Source organism: Nostoc sp. DSM 114167 (assembly GCF_052692655.1).
The window spans coordinates 3,688,508-3,705,136 of record NZ_CP195116.1; the positions used below are offsets into that span (position 1 = coordinate 3,688,508).

Genomic DNA, 16,629 nt, shown 5'->3' on the forward strand with positions numbered 1-16,629 from the left:
CCCCAATGCCCAATGCCCAATACTTCGACTTCGCTCAGTACAAGTGCCCAATGCCCAATGCCCAATCCCTAATTACTTCGCCTGAATTGGTGTTAGAGCTACACCTTGATAATAATGTCCCAAAATTTGCAGATGGTTCACTCCTTGCCGAGCCAGATTGTACGCCCCCCACTGACTCATACCTAAAGCATGACCATAGCCAAGCCCTTGCAGTACAAAACTACCATCTGCCCCCTTGGTGACGCTAAATTTGGTACTTTTTAACTTGAGGGCTGTTCGCACTTCTTCACCCTGTAGCACCTTTGTGCCCTTGTTACCGACAATTTTTAAAACTTTAACACTGCCAAAAGGTGAGTATGTCTCTGGAGTCATCGCCGTCACACTGCCCACATCAGGAAATTTAGCGCTAATTTCACTGGGCGAGAAGGTTTTCACCCAATTACACTCGCGGATATTTTGATCGTAGTCTTGAACAGCACGTAGATAAGGTTCGCTGCTTCCCCAAACATCTTCTACGTTTTCAGTGTGTCCCCCAGAACAAGCGTGGAAGACTGAGAGAATAATCCGGTTTTTGTAAGTTAGTACCTGCCCTAGAGTAGAATCCACTGCGGCGTAAGTAGCAGGAGATTCACTGATGACACCTTTGTAAATTTGCCAGCGATCGGGGGTATTGCCTAAATCATAAACGGGATTATTGCGTTGTCTTTCTCGTTCGTAGAGGGCGTAAGTGCGGGCTGCGATCGCTTGGGCTTTTAGTGCTTCTTGGGGCCAGCTAGCATCCATTTCCCCACCAAGAACGCTGTAGAGATATTCTTGATCGTCAACCCAGTTAACAGCCGTTAAGCCTTTTTCTGTGGGGACAACCAGAGTTCTGCCTCGATACCAGCGATCGCCAATATAAACAAATCCTTTACCAGTTGGTTCAATCCAAAATAAACCAGACTGCCACTTATCTAAAGCAACTCCGCCAGGAACGGCTTGGGCATAATATGCGCTCATTGCTGGCAACTGTCCAAGAGTCCGGCCAGTACTATCCTTAACGATCCCAGTGGTGGAACTGCCCACTTTTACCTGATTAACGCCTCTCTCGATTGCCACGCGTAGGATTACAGACGCTTGGGCTGGGGCAACCAAAGCTATCCACAAAAAGATACTTACCCACCAATAACGTACTTTAATCTGAGAAAATAAAGAGCCTAAGTAAAGTTGGAATTTCATACCGATCATCTAATCACACTAGTATCTAATTGACGCTCTGGATTATGGCGTCTACTACTTTAAGATGAGACAGTTCTCCAACGCAGGAGGTTGCCACCTCCTACTAATTATGCATTTTGCTTTAAATATAAGTAGGATTTACGCAAAATTATGAAAAAACGTAGACACGAAGTGGCTTCTCGAATGGTGCCGCAAAGACGCAAAGTACACGTTCGCGCAGCGTCTCGCACAGAAGTAATAAGAGTTTGAGAGAGTTTTTGCGTAAGTCCTAATTAGCTAGAAATCAGAAATTGGGGAAAGTGAATCGTCTAAACCTGACTGCTGTGGAAGAGAAACTTTTATTCTCCGATTTACGATGTCAATACCTTTTGAGAATTGCTTGCTTCATTAGCGATAATTCCAATTAAATTTAACTTACTCAAAATTTCTGTTGCTTGAGTCAGTTCAGTTCGAGTCACTTTCCCCATACGCTCTACCATTACAATAGCACTGCAAAAAGATGCCACAATCCTGGCATCAACCGTGCCTAAAATAGATGGGGCATCTATTAGTACTAGGTCATAACTTTGCTCAAATAGCTCTATTAGTTCTTTCATCCGTTGACAACTGAGCAACTTCACTGTGTCTTCTGGTTCTGGTCCAGCAGTCAAAATATCAATAGAGGGGTGAATCGGCTGGATGTAATCTTGAAAATGAGTCGTTGTCTCATCAACTAATAATAGAGATAGTCCCCAATCATTGGATAGTTCCAAGATTTTGTGCAGGCTAGGATTATGTAGGTTAGCATCAATTACTAATACCCGTCTATGCATCCGGGCAGCGCTAGCTACAAGTCCTAATATTAAGGTTGTCTTTCCTTCTCTTGGTAGTGCTGAAGTGAACATCAGCGACTTGAATGGTAAGGGATATTTTAATATTTGAATATTTTGATAGATCATATCCAAAGTTTCATGGACGGGCAATTTATTACTGGCTTCTATTATAGAAGAATTTGAGTTGACTCGGAAATTCCAAGGCAGGCCAAGCCGCCGTTTTTTGACACCACGTGACGGTAGTTTTGGTACCGATCCTAATACACGTAGATTTGTCACTTTCTTTAAATCTTCGGCACAATAAATAGCGTCATTAAACTTTTCCAAAATCAGAGCTGCTAAAATACCTAAAATCGGCCCAATTATTGCTCCCCCAACCAAAATGAATAATCTATTGTTACCCATATAAATACCAGGAGAAGGTTCTGCCAAAACTTGCCAGTTATATCCTTCCTGAGCAATTTTCAATCCTAATGACTGTTGCGCTTGGATTAATTGTTCAAGGTTTTTACGACTAGTTTCTACCTTTACCAGTAGACGATTATACTCTGCTATTAAGCTTGGATATTGGTTTAGCTCAGAGCGTAGTTGCTGTTCTGATTCGACCAAATTCTTTTCATTGGCAGTTAGTCCTAAAACACTTGTCTGTACCAAAACAAACTCATCTACTAGTGTTGGATCGACCCCTAACATTTGTCCTTTGAATAAGGGTTTTTCTTTACTAGTATTAGTAATATTTTTTACCTCTTCTCGTAAAAGGTAAAGTTGACTTTGGCGTTGCTGTTTTAATTTTTGTACCGATGGGTAATCATCTGTATACCGGAGCCGCTCCTTAGCCAACGCTAGTTCAGTCTTTTGAATTTCACTTAATAATGCTTGATAGCGGCTTGACTGATTTAAACGAGAAGAAAGTAGTGTATTCTGCTGGGATGAAGATGCTATTAATTGCTCTAGATTATCGTAGCGAGCGTTTACATCTTGAAGGTTGGCACGAGTGGTTTGTAATTGTTGTTGAATATCGGCTAGAGATTCTAGCAGAATTTTACTTTGGACTTCGGGATCGAGTAATTTATGTTTTTTGCGAAACTGTTCTAAATTTTTCTCAGCTTTACTTACCTCTTTTTTGACCTCAGGTAGGCGAGTGTTTACAAAAGCTAATCCCTGATTCAGACGTTCTTTTTGCTGCTGTTTATTGTAGTTTTGATAGACTTTCTGTAGCGCTTGAAGTACTCTTTGTGCTTTTACTGGATCGTCATCCTGAAAAGAAACTTTAAATGACTGATTAAAAACTTTATTTGCTCCTATACCTCCCGCTTCTGGAGTTACTTCTAAAGGTGCTTTTTTGTTATGTTGTTTTTGACCATTGATATCTTGTAAAGTAAGCTCAGGATAATCAGAATGGAGTAAATCTACAGCTTTCTGAAGCAACTTAGAACTCAGCATCAGTTTCATCTGAGTAGCGGAATCAACAAGTTGAGAATTTGACTGTGACCCTTCAGATAAATTGGAATTCACCAATATCTGCATATTGCTCTGGTAAGTAGGTTTGGCATTGATAGCCAAGAGGCTAGCAACTGACATAACTACACAGGAAACCCCAAAGATCGGAAAGCGTCGGCGAAGCAAAATAGTAGATAGTTGTCTGATGTCAACTGCGCCTTGTGTTGAAGTAGTAACCTGTTGCTCTTGATTCAGACTAGTCTTAGCCACTATTAAACTCCTCTAATATCGAAACACTATATTTATTTGGAAGATTTATGAGAAATATGAAATGATTTTTTTTACACCTAATAGCTGCGATCGCATACTTAATTCTTCTTCCAACAATGACAAGCTAATTTGGCACAACATTATGCCAACTGGCGCTTTCATGTTCATCAATTCATGCATATAAATTCTGAATCAGTGTGAGAAGGATAAAATTTTCATAAATATTTTATTTAATCAATAAAAATCTTGACGAAAAATTAATGATTTTTCCTAAGTATTTGAGTATAAAACTATCCAACTCACAAGAATACTAGATATATTAAAGTTATTTTGATAACTTGTAATAAAAAAAACATTGATAAAAATATTTAAATAATACTATTTGTATATTCTTGATACATCTAGTTAACAGTAAATTGTTGGTTAAATAATTGACTTACTTCCAAAACGAAGCTACTGATTATTTGCTTGATTTTATGATTGAGACTATTAAAATCTAAGATAGAACCTGGTTAATTTTAGATTTTAGATTAGAAGCGTTCAATAAAAAATCTAAAATCTAAAATTGTTAGACTGAGCGTAGCCGTACCCTTCTGGGGAAGCAAGCTAGGCGTAGCGTTTTGCAGGAAAGTCCAAAATTTAAACGCCTACCTTGGTTAACTCTACTTCCCGTCGTCTGGGTACTTCATGAATCATAAAATCGTAAGCCATATCAGTACGGGGAAAAATAGCACGAGCTTCTTTGAGGAGATCCTTCAACTCTAAAGTATTTCCCGGAGCATAGCGGGGACTAAAATGACTCATAATCAGTCGATGCGCCCCAGCAGCTAAAGCTGTTTGTGCTGCCATTGTGGTAGTCGAATGTAACCGCTGGAAAGCCATATCTGCATCTTGATGGGCAAAGGTTGCTTCGTGAATTAATACATCGACATCATGAGCTAATTCCACTGCACCATCACAATAAATTGTGTCTGTACAATAGGCAATCTTTCGACCAATTTCTGTAGGGCCGCATAATTGAGTGCCATCAATCACCCGTCCGTCCACAAGCGTAACTGTTTCACCCCGCTTGAGTTGACCGTAAACCCGACCAGGAGGAATTTGCAACGCCTTGGCTTTTTCCACATCAAAGCGTCCGGCTCGGTCTTTTTCGGCTACGCGGTAGCCAAAAGCTGTAATCCGATGATGCAAATTACCGCAGCTAACGGTGAAGTCATCGTCTTCATAAATTATCCCTGGACGGATGGCGTGAACTTTGATCGGGTAAGAAAAATGCGTGTAGGAATAACGTGAGGCGGATTGAATGTAATCATTTAATCCAGGTGGGCCATAAATATCAATTCGTTCCACATTGCCAGCCAAGCCGCAAGTAGCAAGAAGTCCCATCAAGCCAAAGATGTGGTCGCCGTGCATGTGGGTGATAAAAATTCGGGAGAGTTGACTGATTTTCAGTTCACTCCGCATAATTTGATGCTGAGTACCTTCGCCACAGTCGAATAACCACAGTTCTGCTCTTTGAGGTAATCTCAGAGCGACACTGGAAACATTGCGCGATCGCGTGGGTACACCGGAACTCGTCCCTAAGAATGTTATCTGCACAGTGTTCTTTAGTCTTCCTATTGCTCAATTTGCAGCTCTATTTTCTATAGTGGCACGGTTATTGAGCAAAATATTTAGGAATTTGAGCATTGGGCATAGGCCAAAACAGTTCAAAGTTCCGTTAGCGGGACATTTAGCCCGTTCTCAGTCCTGAGTAAAAAAGTAAGATTCCCCACTCAGCACTCTTGAGTAGCATAGGTCATTGGTTACTAGTTATTCTCGCAATTTAGTATCCGCAAGTGACTAGATAATAAGTTGATAAATACCAAATGATTGCTGTATTATTGGTTGTGTTATGACTTCTTCTTGGGAATCGAAGTACATCTCTTAATACAAACATAAGCTTGCACTCAATACTTGATTTAGGACTGAAACAGATAGATTGTTTTTCTTAGTTAAATGACTTGAGAAAAACTTTAATTTCTTTGCTTCTCATATCTTCGGAATGGCGCTCCAACTGAGTTAAGTCTCTATTTGCAATTAAGGAGAATGTTCATGAGTTCTTTCCGAAAAATCTTGCAAGGACTATGCTTTATCGTTTTTCTTGCATTCTCGCTCCCTTCAGGAATCGCTCATGGTGTACAAGTTACATCTTTGGTAGGAAGCCCTACGCAATTAACGATTAGCACCTTTAATGTCGAAAACCTCGATCCTAAAAAGGAAAACGTCTCTAAGGTTGATAATAAGTCGCCCAGAAACGTCGATGATGATGTGAAAAACGGTAAGTTTACAGCTTTGGCAAACCAGATTGTTACTAATCTTGAAGCACCAGACATTATTGCTTTGCAAGAAGTACAAGACAATGATGGAGCTGAATTAAGTTCTGTAGTTGATGCTACTCTAACTGCTGACACTCTAATCAGTTCTATCCAATCTGTAGGAGGCCCAGCCTATGAATATCGGGAAATTCCTCCTCAGAACGGACTTGATGGAGGCCAACCAGGTGGCAATATTCGGGTAGGCTTTTTGTTCAATCCTCAACGAGTTAAGCTACAAAAGCTTGAACGCTTTGCGGACGATCCAGCTTTTTTAGAAAGTCGTAAACCTTAAAATAGATAACCAAGGCGGTATAGTAACAGACATCTACGCTGGTTACAGTGTTCCGATCGACCCAAATTCAGATAAACCCAGAGAGGAAGCAGCACAACGCAGAATCAATGCTGAACACGTTTGGCCGCAGAGCGTGGGAGCTGAAGGCCCAGCAAAAAGCGATTTGCATAACCTCTTTGCTTCACGTGTAGAAATTAACAGCGATCGCGCCAATTTTCCATTTGGAGATATTCCTGATAATCAAACTACGTCTTGGTATCTCGATGATGATGAACTAAGTTTCCAACCAAGTCCGCAGGATATTGACAAATACAGTGAATTCAAACGGGGATTCTTTGAACCACGGGAGGCGAAGAAAGGAGATATTGCTCGGGTAATTTTCTATTTCCGCACAGTCTACCCAGAACTGGCGAATGCAAGCTTCTTTGATGCACAAAAGGATACTCTCTGTCAATGGCAAGCAGACGATTCAATTGATGCTGGTGAGGTAGCACGCAGTCATGCGATCGCTAAAACACCTCAGGGTAATGATAATCCCTTTGTGTTAGATTCTACCCTGCCACAACGAACCTACTGCAACTAAAAAAAATACATAGGTCTTAACTCTATCCTGGTGGGAAGAGTTTTAGACCTCCGTTTTTAAGAAATTGAGCAGATGGGTTTTTCTGAGCGTAGTCGTTGGCGTGGTCGTTGAGCGTAGTCGAAGTGCAGCCTCTCCAAGAGTTGGGAGTCGAAACACTGCCTCCTGCCTTCTTAAATTGGAAGTCCCATAGCAATTTTTTTATGTAATATTCTTTACGAGCCGATTGCAAATTCTTTGGAGTTGGTCTTGAGTTTTAATTGGCTCTCGCGGTGCTGGCAATTCAGTATTTGGCCAGTTAGGTAAATCATTGCAGGGACATAACAACGCTGGCATCCCGACGTTTCGCGCGGCTACTGGCATATTGCATCGGCTGCAAGGTAGCATATTCCATGCTGGTGTCAACAATTCAGCAATAGTTTCATGTGTACCCTCAAGGTAACAATCACCCGATTTCGGTGAAATAATTTTTTGCCAGCATTCTTCAAATTCTTGACTATAGCGATCGCCATTTAGCACCGATTGGGGCAAAAAGCTTGCCTCACCGTTGCCCGTAATCACCCTCTTACCCAACTGAAACCAGTAGGCAAGATATCCTTTAACTTCTTGTTTGGTTGCCATATTACAATTCTAGATTTTAGATTTTAGATTTTGGATTAATTTGAATCAACAGTTAAGAATCTTGACTCCTGAATGTTCCAGCATCAGCTCTATTTGGCAATGGCGAACCAAGGATGCTGAGATTGAGAACATGGCCGCCAGTCACTAAATAAACAGTTTCGCTAAGTGTTGCTAGCTGGCGTACTAAAGAACCGAGGCGATCGCGGAACGCCCTTCCAAGGGGATAAGCTGGGATCACACCCCAACCCACTTCTTCTGCTACAAACAGCATATCAGCAGCAACCAATTCCACCGTCTCTAAAAACTCTGCAAGGGTATTTTCCCAGCTATATTCATCCTGTTCTAGGAGATTGGCAACCCAAGTCCCTAAAGAATCAACTAAGAGACAAGTATAGGGTTTGGCATCAGCGAGGGTAGCAGACAGTTCTATAGGTACAGATAGAGTTACCCAGTCTTGGGGACGACGTTCTTGGTGTTCTAAAATGCGTTGGTGCCACTCTTGGTCATCTGGGTTATCGGTGGCTGTTGCTATATAAATAACTGCTTTTTCTGACTGCATAGCTAAAGTTTCTGCCCATTCACTTTTACCAGATCGTGCTGGCCCTGTTACTAAGATGATTTTACCCAAAGTTTTTTACTGAGTATTTTAACAAGAGAGGCAGGAGGCAGTGTTTCGACTCCCAACTCTTGGAGAGGCTGCACTTCGACTACGCTCAGTGACCACGCCAACGACTACGCGGTAGTTGAATCTCGACTTCGCTCGATTACCGCGCAGTCGAAACTCAGGGCAAGTCGCTCAACAACCGGGTAGAAGGCTCAGTTGGAATATTGCCGTAGCCTCCTGTAGTTATTATTGCAAGTGAGCTTGCGGTTTAAGTCCTCCACCAAAATCTACAAAATCGTAGATTGGAATTAGATGGGGTTGAGAGCAACAGATAAATTCCCATCTCCTGCCTCCTCTACATACCCACGGTTACAATTGATCGCCACATTTTTTACTTAATGGGTGAGATTTTTGGTTTCAAATAACTTTTAAGGGATAAAATTAGCACCAACATCATTAGATGTTACAACTGGCAAAAGCCAAAAATCCCAACTACCCCATTCTTAATTATTCAATACTACTGGGGACAGCAAACTTTAGGATGTCTTTATGAACGCAGGCTTAAAACGCATTGAAGCAACTCTACACGATTTAGGGAATCGCGGCACTGCCTCTACTGCCGAAACAACTGATTCGACAACAAAACGGCCTTTCTCCTTTAGAATCAGCGTCGGCGCTAACGAACCTACAGAAAGTACACAAGTTCCATCCTCTCAGAATGGGGAAGTTAAGTCACAAGGACAAACAGTTGATTTAAATGTAAATACTGAGGTTGATTATCCTTCTGACCAAAATTTCTTTCCTCACCATGAATCTGTGCAGACCTTTCAAGCAGAAGAGAATGGTAACAAAACACCCAGCCTACCCAAGTTGAAAACTCCGACCTTTAGTAACCATCGTCACGGTGCCAATCCTGCATTGGCGATGAATCTATTGCAAGAAATTCAGGAAACTGTTGCTGGTTGGCAAACAGAATTGCAAAATATTTTAAAACAAATTCAGGATATTTACTTAGAAGGGCCAATTGTCAATGGCTGGTTAGAATCCAATCCCACCGAACCAGAACCAGGAGGAACTGCGACACTGCGCCATGCAGAAGTTGATCGCCTGATGAACTACGTAGAAGAAATTTGTGCTACTGGTGGAAAAGTATCTTATCAATCATCTATTACTGGCTATCGCCTCTGTGGTGTAGACGATACTGGTAAAGTTTGGTCGCGTCCATGTCCACCAGATCAGGTTCCCAATGTTAGTATGGCGATCGCTCGTTACCAAAAGTTACGTCAACTGCTAGGGCGCAAGCAATCTTTGGAAACTCGCCTTAGTCAACTGGCGCAAACTCTTGTAGTTTTACACAGTCATATTCAACAAACGTAAAGTTTTAAAGATTATTTCCGAATAAACTCGGTTGGTAGGTCGGTAACTTTTGGTTTAGATTAACTCTCAGCAGTTATAGCGTTGGATTTAGATTTTAATCTAAAATCGTTCGACTGACCGACTTGCCTTGAGCGTATCGCTAAAGCGAAAGCTCCGCTAACGCGTAGCGTCTCGTAGAGAAGTCGAAAAAAGCCGAAGTCCCAAATCTCAAATCCAAAATTCAATCTATGCCAGACATCCAAATCTCTGCCATTATCTGTACTCACAATCGAGATACCTATTTAGGGGCTGCAATTGATAGTCTTTTAGCACAGGATTTTGCTGCTGACTTTGAAATTGTGGTAGTTGATAATGGATCTAGCGATCGCACTCGTGAGGTTGTAGAAGAAAGAACCTACGATCCGCGCCTGAAGTATGTTTTTGAACCCACCATTGGTTTATCTGTCGCCCGTAACACAGGTGCAAAGGTAGCCAGTGGTGATATTCTTGCTTATTTGGATGACGATGCCGTTGCCAGTAAGGGCTGGCTACAAGTTTTATATTCTGCCTATTACAATAATTCTAAGCTAGCGATCGCAGGTGGCAAAGTCACTCTCCTGTGGCCTCCAGGAATTCAACAACCACGGTGGCTATCTCCAGGGCTAGCTGCAAATTTGGGTGCATACGACTTAGGTGACAGTAACGTTTACATTGAGCAACCTGGCTTAACACCCAGAGGCTTAAATTACTCTATCCGCCGCAGTTTCTTAGAAGAAATTGGCGGTTTCGATCCTCATCTCGGTCGAGTGGGGAAAAATTTATTATCTAACGAAGAACTGCAAATGACCGAATTCGCCCTACAGCGTGGTTGGCAAGTCGCTTATCTTCCCGAAGCACTCGCCGCTCACAATGTAGCCCCAGAACGCCTCCAACGCTCCTGGTTTTTAAACCGGGGTTGGTGGCAGGGTATCAGTGAATGCTATCGAGAACAACTCGCTGGTAAAGCTGGGATCGCTCAATTACAGCGAGGTAGCGAACGGTTTGTGCGAGGCTTATATAAAGCTTTACAGTATTTCTCCGATCCCGCAGAACGGTTTGACAAACTGGTGTATGCTTACGGTCAGATTGGTTACTTAAATGCTGCTATTCAGGGTCTTTTATTTACATCAAATAAGAAATAACTAGTAACATAATTTTTACTCAATATGTCATCTAAAATACCAGTTTCAGTACTAATTCCGGCAAAAAACGAACAAGCTAACTTGCCTGCTTGCCTTACTAGCCTCAGCAGAGCAGATGAAATATTTGTAGTAGATTCTCAAAGTACCGACAACAGCATTGAGATTGCTAAAAGTTACGGTGTAAATGTCGTACAATTCAACTTCAATGGACGCTGGCCTAAAAAGAAAAATTGGTCTTTAGATAATTTGCCTTTTCGTAATGAATGGGTGCTAATTGTAGATTGTGATGAGCGCATCACCCCCGAACTTTGGGAAGAGATTGAGCAAGCAATTCAAAATGATGAATATACAGGTTACTATCTCAACCGCCGCGTATTTTTCTTAGGAAAATGGATTCGTTATGGCGGTAAATATCCTGATTGGAATCTACGTTTATTTCAACATAAAAAAGGTCGCTACGAAAATCTAAATACAGAAGATATTCCTAATACTGGTGATAACGAAGTTCACGAACACGTGATTTTGCAAGGGAAAGTTGGATATCTCAAAAATGATATGCTCCACGAAGACTTTCGCGACCTTTACCACTGGTTAGAACGGCACAACAGATATTCCAACTGGGAAGCTAGGGTTTATTTTAATATTCTTACAGGTAAAGATGATAGCGGTACTATCGGCGCTAATCTATTTGGTGATGCCGTACAACGCAAAAGATTTTTGAAAAAAGTCTGGGTACACCTACCATTTAAACCGATTTTGCGGTTTGTTTTATTTTATATAATTCAACGCGGTTTTTTAGATGGCAAAGCTGGATATATCTATGCACGTTTACTGAGTCAATATGAATATCAAATTGGCGTTAAACTTTACGAATTACGCAACTGTGGTGGTCACTTAAATACTGCAACTACGCCGAAGGAGGGAGCAGGGGAGCAGGGGAGCAGAGAAGCAGAAGCAAAGCTATTGACCATTGATTCCTGACAATGACTAATGACCAACCTTTCGTAGATTTACGCAAATATGACCAATCTTGGTTTGACCGGGGGCGTCCAAGTTGGTATGTTTTATTATGGTGGTTTGTACAAGCGATCGCCTTTCCTCTAACTCCTCAACCGTTAAATATTCTACGTTGTGCTTTGTTACGATTATTTGGCGCTCGTATCGGCAAAGGTGTATTAATTCGACCCACAGCCCGATTTACCTACCCCTGGAAAGTTACCATTGGTAACTACAGTTGGATTGGAGATAACGTAGTTTTATATAGCCTCGATCAAATCCATATCGGCGAACATTGCGTAGTTTCCCAAAAAAGTTACCTGTGTACTGGTACTCACGATCTCCAAGATCCGGCCTTTGGGTTGAAAACAGCGAGTATCACCATTGAAAATGGTGTATGGGTAGCCGCAGATTGTTTTGTTGGGCCAGGGGTGCAAATCGGGGCTAATGCTGTGATTGGCGCTCGGAGTAGTGTTTTTACTAATATGCCTTCTGGACAGGTTTGTTGGGGAAGCCCTTGTCACCCCAAAACGGCTCGGCTAAAACTCGATCCCTCCACAACTCCATAGATTTTTTATAGATAAATATAGTAAGGGCGCGCAGCTAGCTGTGCGCCCTTAACTTTTCCATATATATATTTGTTTTTGGAAAGAGAATAAAAGTGCGATCGCTATATAGCTTTTTCTAATAAAAATGAGGTATAAGACTAGTATTTGATTTGTGAGAATTGCAACCCGTAGATCCCCGACTTCCTAAAAGTTACCGAGGATCTTGTTTTTTACGAATGCTTCAAGATTGTTATATATACTTCATCACTTGGAAACCGCTATTTTGTGGAAATAGTTTACTTTTATTTAATCAAATCTTTTTAATTTAAGTCTAAAATTTGTGTGTATCTAAAAAAATTGGCAGAAAGTATGGTATCCCAAATCAGCCAAGAGATATTTTAAATAGCAAAATTATTTTTGCCATTCCAACAAGTAGGCGATCGAGTGCCATCTGCCACACATCTTCATTAACTTGCTAAAGCAGGACTTACGCAAATAATAACTGAAACCCTGATTTTTAGATAGGAGTAATTTATGAATTGCCCCTACCACTTGTAATTTTACGAAAATCTTATAAAAATTTTATTTTCAAGGAAAACAAATTATAGAAGTTTTAAAAAAATTTAATAAGAGGGAAGTATGAATTTTAATACAAATGGAAAACCTGTTATTTTAATAGTCGATGATACTCCTGTTAATTTACAAGTATTATTTAACTTTTTAGAGTATTACAGCTTTCAAGTTTTAGTATCTGAAGATGGTCAAAGTGCCGTTCAGATAGCAGAATATGCTTCACCTGACCTGATTTTACTGGATGTATTAATGCCGGGAATCGACGGTTTTGAGACTTGTAGACTTTTGAAAAAAAATCCAGCCACTCAAGATATTCCCGTAATATTTATAACTGCCATGAGTGACAAGGTAGATAAAGTTAAAGGTTTGAATCTTGGGGCTGTAGATTACATTACCAAACCTTTAGAATCTCAAGAGGTTTTAGCTAGGATAAATACCCATTTACGTTTACGGAATCTCACAAAAAAACTTACAGAGCAAAATAACCGTTTAGAGATCGAAATCTTGGAGCGCCAGCGGGTAGAGGAAAAACTACGATGTCATTCAGATGCATTAGATGAGTGGAACAATCGCTATCAAGCACTAATTCAAGCAAGTGGTCAGATTCTCTACGACTGGCACTTGCATACCAACGAGATTAAATATGATGGCAATGTAGAGCGAATATTAGGTTACTCTATGCCTGAGATGTTGGGAGGTTTGAACCGCTGGTTAGAATTGATTCATCCTGACGATCGCAGCTTCTTTAACAAAGAGATTAACCGCGTTTTATCCACAAAAGAGCGATTCCATCTTGAATTTCGTGTATGTCGTAAAGATGGCACTTATATCACAGTTGAGAACAACGGGTATATCTTTTTAGATTCTACAGGTAAAGTTGCTCGAATGGCAGGCTTTGTAATTGATATTACCGAACAGCAAGCTGCGCTACGCGAACGCAAAGATGCAGAACAGAAAATCCGCGAGCAAGCTGCTTTGCTTAACATCACCACAGATGCGATTATCGTTCAAAATTTGATTAACCAAATTCAATTTTGGAATCAAGGGGCTGAACATCTCTACGGTTGGATGGCAGAAGAAGTAGTGGGCAGGAATGTCAATCAGCTTTTTTATCAAAAGCAAAGTTTTTGGCAATTGAAAAACATCCAGGAAACTTTAGCTGAGAGTGGTTCGTGGCAAGGTGAACTATATCAAGTCACAAAACAAGGCAAAGAAATCATCGTTGCTAGCCGCTGGACACTAGTAAATGACGATTGGGGGCAAGCCAAATCCATCCTGATTGTCAACTCCGACATCACAGAGAAAAAGCAACTTGAAGCCCAGTTTCTCCGGGCCCAACGGATGGAGAGTCTTGGCACTCTAGCAAGTGGCATCGCCCATGACCTTAACAATGCACTGACACCGATGATGATGACAGTACAACTTTTAGAGGCAAAGCTGCCGGATGAAAAAAGTCAGAAATGGCTGACAATTATGGAAACAAATATTAAACGTGCAGCAGATTTAGTTAAACAAGTGCTATGGTTTTCCCGCGGATCTGTAGGTAACTTTAAAACCTTACAGATACGGAATTCAATTTTAGAAATCGAAAATATTGTTAAGCAAACATTTTCCAGAGCTATTGAAATCCACATTGATGTTCCTGGGCAAAACCTGTGGGATGTCTTTGGTGATGCAACTCAGATACACCAAGTACTGATGAACCTCTGCATTAATGCTCGTGATGCTATGCCTCATGGCGGTATCCTAAAGATTTCTGCGAAGAATTTCTGGGTTGATAGCCATTATGCCCGGATGAATATTGATGCTAAGGCCGGTTCTTATGTGATGATTACCGTGCGCGATACAGGTATAGGAATTAAAAAAGAAATAATAGATAGAATTTTTGAGCCATTTTTCACAACAAAAGAAGTGGGTAAAGGCACAGGGCTTGGTCTTTCAACAGTCCTTGGCATTATCAAAAGCCACAGCGGTTTTGTGAATGTAGTTAGTGAAGTGGGCAAAGGTACAGAGTTTCAAGTTTGCTTACCCGTAACGCAGACAATTGAAGCAGATAGTAAATTAGCTAAATATCAGGAATTACCAGCAGGGCATGGAGAATTAATTCTCATTGTTGATGATGAAGATTCAATTCGAGAGGTTACTCAAACCTGGTTAGAACAAAATGCCTATAAAGTTTTAGTGGCTGGTGATGGTATTGATGCGATCGCACTATATACAAAACATCAACAAGAAATTAGTGTGGTGTTGGTTGATATGATGATGCCATATATGGATGGACCAACAACTATCAATGTATTGAAAAAAATTAATCCAGATATCAAAATTATTGGTGTTAGTGGATTAGCCTCCAATCATACAATGATTAAAAACCTTGGTAATAGTGTCAAAACCCTTTTATCCAAGCCCTACACCTCAAGCGACTTGTTAATGAACTTACAGATGGTGATTAGCACAAAGTAGAGTTTGTCATTAGTCATTAGTCATTAGTTATTAGTCATTAGTGAATAACCAATTTCCAATGCCCAAGCAAAATGGTCAGTAGCAGTGGTAATATGTTTTTATGACTGCTCTAATCCTTGCTATTAATGAACAAACTATTGGATGAAACGCTGTCAATCAAAATTGCTGAACAGATAAACAGCAGAGCTAGCACTCCGTTTGATAATGCTTATAAAGCAGCATTATCTACAAAGGGAGCAAGGTATATTCAGGGATTTCTAGCTTTTGCTGGGAAGCCATATAGACCGATTGAACACAGTTGGATTGAGCTAGACGATACCTCTGATGTTCGGATTATCGATCCCACGTTACCTCACCTGAACAAAAATCCTCAAGAAATCTGGTATTTTGCAGCACATAGTCTGACGGTTAAAAAACTGAAAGCTATCATTGAAGAATCAAAAGAAGATTATCCAGAAGACGATCCATTACCAATTTATGGCGATCCACCTTATGAATATTACGGTGATGTAATGTTGGGTGGTCAAGACTATCTGGCAGCATATCAAGCCGCAGAGGCTAAGTGCAAAGAAATCAACGAACTCAACCCTGAGAGTAACTAAAAAAAATGAATTATTTAATTCATAATTACGAATTACGTTACTATCACTTTGCCACAATTTTGACTATTCAGAAGATATTCTATAACTAGAGAGGTGTAAATAATTCAAGGTTTGTAGGTAAGGATTCAGACCTCATAAGAGGACTTTAGTCCTCACTACGAAATAATCCCAATATTTTTTACGTTACTTAATCTAGTTTGATTTATTCTCACCGACTTACTTAGCTTCAGAGAGTCATAAGTAATTATTTTTACTTTTTATCTTTTCTGTGCTATCGTCTGTAGCCATTCAATTAGGGGTCTTAAGGTTCCTGGCAATGCTGACTCACTGACAGTCACTGTATGCTGCTTGCCGTTATCTTCTACTGTTAATTTATATTGAAAGCGATCGCTCTGGGGATTTGGCGAAGTAATTAGTTCCGGTAGCCTAAATAAATCAGCAACTTCCACTAGTTGGCGAAGTGTGGCAGCTTCATGTGGTGGCAGAGTATCTGTATCAACGGTTGTCTTCTTGGTAATTCCAGCAAAGCCGCCCGTGCGTTCAAATGATACCCGCATTTTTTTGCTCTCCGTTGTGTTATTTAGTTGAAATACATACTAAGACTGGGAGATGATAGTTCTCAACTCCCAGTTTAACAACAACAAACAACACATCTAAAAGTTAGGAGTTAAGAGTAGAGACGCGATTAATCGCGTCTATACAAGAGTTAAGAGTTA

General features: G+C 40.7%; 14 protein-coding genes. 8 read left to right on the forward strand and 6 right to left on the reverse strand.

Going from position 1 to position 16,629, the window contains the following annotated elements; translation table 11 throughout:
• Positions 1-72 precede the first annotated feature (72 nt).
• The 3 genes from NSTC731_RS15845 to NSTC731_RS15855 all read right to left on the reverse strand — a co-directional run bounded on the left by NSTC731_RS15845 (position 73) and on the right by NSTC731_RS15855 (position 5,339).
• Entirely contained in the window at positions 73-1,218 is a 1,146-nt protein-coding gene (locus NSTC731_RS15845; protein ID WP_445631617.1) for a SpoIID/LytB domain-containing protein, read from the reverse strand.
• 350 nt (positions 1,219-1,568) lie between these two features.
• On the reverse strand, positions 1,569-3,740 hold the full coding sequence (locus NSTC731_RS15850; protein WP_445631618.1) for a GumC family protein: 2,172 nt from the start codon (positions 3,738-3,740) through the stop codon (positions 1,569-1,571).
• Between the two features lie 639 nt (positions 3,741-4,379).
• Positions 4,380-5,339, reverse strand: coding sequence for a ribonuclease Z (locus NSTC731_RS15855; RefSeq protein WP_445631619.1), 960 nt, complete (start codon positions 5,337-5,339; stop codon positions 4,380-4,382).
• 495 nt (positions 5,340-5,834) lie between these two features.
• Here NSTC731_RS15855 and NSTC731_RS15860 point away from each other — a divergent pair, with 495 nt between their 5' ends.
• Together NSTC731_RS15860 and NSTC731_RS15865 are read left to right on the forward strand one after the other, a co-directional pair.
• Positions 5,835-6,389 (forward strand): endonuclease/exonuclease/phosphatase family protein, encoded by a 555-nt coding sequence (locus NSTC731_RS15860; RefSeq protein WP_445631620.1) that lies wholly within the window; start codon positions 5,835-5,837, stop codon positions 6,387-6,389.
• Positions 6,390-6,444: 55 nt separating this feature from the next.
• Positions 6,445-6,972 carry an endonuclease gene (locus NSTC731_RS15865; protein ID WP_445632107.1) on the forward strand — a complete coding sequence of 176 codons (528 nt, stop codon included), beginning with the start codon at positions 6,445-6,447 and terminating at the stop codon, positions 6,970-6,972.
• Positions 6,973-7,170: 198 nt separating this feature from the next.
• Here NSTC731_RS15865 and NSTC731_RS15870 read toward each other — a convergent pair whose 3' ends face one another.
• A complete protein-coding gene (locus NSTC731_RS15870; RefSeq protein WP_445631621.1) occupies positions 7,171-7,590 on the reverse strand; it encodes a hypothetical protein in 420 nt (139 codons plus the stop codon).
• A gap of 52 nt (positions 7,591-7,642) precedes the next feature.
• A complete protein-coding gene (gene cobU, locus NSTC731_RS15875; RefSeq protein ID WP_445631622.1) occupies positions 7,643-8,218 on the reverse strand; it encodes a bifunctional adenosylcobinamide kinase/adenosylcobinamide-phosphate guanylyltransferase in 576 nt (191 codons plus the stop codon).
• A gap of 525 nt (positions 8,219-8,743) precedes the next feature.
• Between cobU and NSTC731_RS15880 the strand changes: the two genes are divergently transcribed.
• The 6 genes from NSTC731_RS15880 (at position 8,744) to NSTC731_RS15905 (ending at position 15,913) form a co-directional block, all read left to right on the forward strand.
• On the forward strand, positions 8,744-9,571 hold the full coding sequence (locus tag NSTC731_RS15880) for a hypothetical protein (RefSeq protein WP_445631623.1): 828 nt from the start codon (positions 8,744-8,746) through the stop codon (positions 9,569-9,571).
• 227 nt (positions 9,572-9,798) lie between these two features.
• The gene (locus NSTC731_RS15885; protein WP_445631624.1) at positions 9,799-10,731 is read left to right on the forward strand and encodes a glycosyltransferase; all 933 of its coding nucleotides are present in this window, start codon (positions 9,799-9,801) and stop codon (positions 10,729-10,731) included.
• A 24-nt stretch (positions 10,732-10,755) separates the two neighbouring features.
• A complete protein-coding gene (locus NSTC731_RS15890; RefSeq protein WP_445631625.1) occupies positions 10,756-11,712 on the forward strand; it encodes a glycosyltransferase family 2 protein in 957 nt (318 codons plus the stop codon).
• Positions 11,713-11,714: 2 nt separating this feature from the next.
• The gene (gene hpsU, locus NSTC731_RS15895) at positions 11,715-12,296 is read left to right on the forward strand and encodes a hormogonium polysaccharide biosynthesis acetyltransferase HpsU (protein WP_445631626.1); all 582 of its coding nucleotides are present in this window, start codon (positions 11,715-11,717) and stop codon (positions 12,294-12,296) included.
• Between the two features lie 618 nt (positions 12,297-12,914).
• The gene (locus tag NSTC731_RS15900) at positions 12,915-15,311 is read left to right on the forward strand and encodes a hybrid sensor histidine kinase/response regulator (RefSeq protein ID WP_445631627.1); all 2,397 of its coding nucleotides are present in this window, start codon (positions 12,915-12,917) and stop codon (positions 15,309-15,311) included.
• A 125-nt stretch (positions 15,312-15,436) separates the two neighbouring features.
• Positions 15,437-15,913, forward strand: coding sequence for a hypothetical protein (locus NSTC731_RS15905; RefSeq protein WP_445631628.1), 477 nt, complete (start codon positions 15,437-15,439; stop codon positions 15,911-15,913).
• Between the two features lie 257 nt (positions 15,914-16,170).
• On the opposite strand, the gene NSTC731_RS15910 is transcribed toward NSTC731_RS15905, so the two are convergent.
• Entirely contained in the window at positions 16,171-16,470 is a 300-nt protein-coding gene (locus NSTC731_RS15910; protein WP_445631629.1) for a protealysin inhibitor emfourin, read from the reverse strand.
• Positions 16,471-16,629: the final 159 nt, after the last annotated feature.

Coding starts and splice junctions, on each gene's coding strand:
- NSTC731_RS15890 (WP_445631625.1), top strand. CDS start 10,756: ATGTCATCTAAAATACCAGTTTCAGTACTAATTCCGGCAAAAAACGAA.
- NSTC731_RS15905 (WP_445631628.1), top strand. CDS start 15,437: ATGAACAAACTATTGGATGAAACGCTGTCAATCAAAATTGCTGAACAG.
- NSTC731_RS15885 (WP_445631624.1), top strand. CDS start 9,799: ATGCCAGACATCCAAATCTCTGCCATTATCTGTACTCACAATCGAGAT.
- hpsU (WP_445631626.1), top strand. CDS start 11,715: ATGACTAATGACCAACCTTTCGTAGATTTACGCAAATATGACCAATCT.
- NSTC731_RS15900 (WP_445631627.1), top strand. CDS start 12,915: ATGAATTTTAATACAAATGGAAAACCTGTTATTTTAATAGTCGATGAT.
- NSTC731_RS15880 (WP_445631623.1), top strand. CDS start 8,744: ATGAACGCAGGCTTAAAACGCATTGAAGCAACTCTACACGATTTAGGG.
- NSTC731_RS15910 (WP_445631629.1), bottom strand. CDS start 16,470: ATGCGGGTATCATTTGAACGCACGGGCGGCTTTGCTGGAATTACCAAG.
- NSTC731_RS15870 (WP_445631621.1), bottom strand. CDS start 7,590: ATGGCAACCAAACAAGAAGTTAAAGGATATCTTGCCTACTGGTTTCAG.
- NSTC731_RS15845 (WP_445631617.1), bottom strand. CDS start 1,218: ATGAAATTCCAACTTTACTTAGGCTCTTTATTTTCTCAGATTAAAGTA.
- NSTC731_RS15860 (WP_445631620.1), top strand. CDS start 5,835: ATGAGTTCTTTCCGAAAAATCTTGCAAGGACTATGCTTTATCGTTTTT.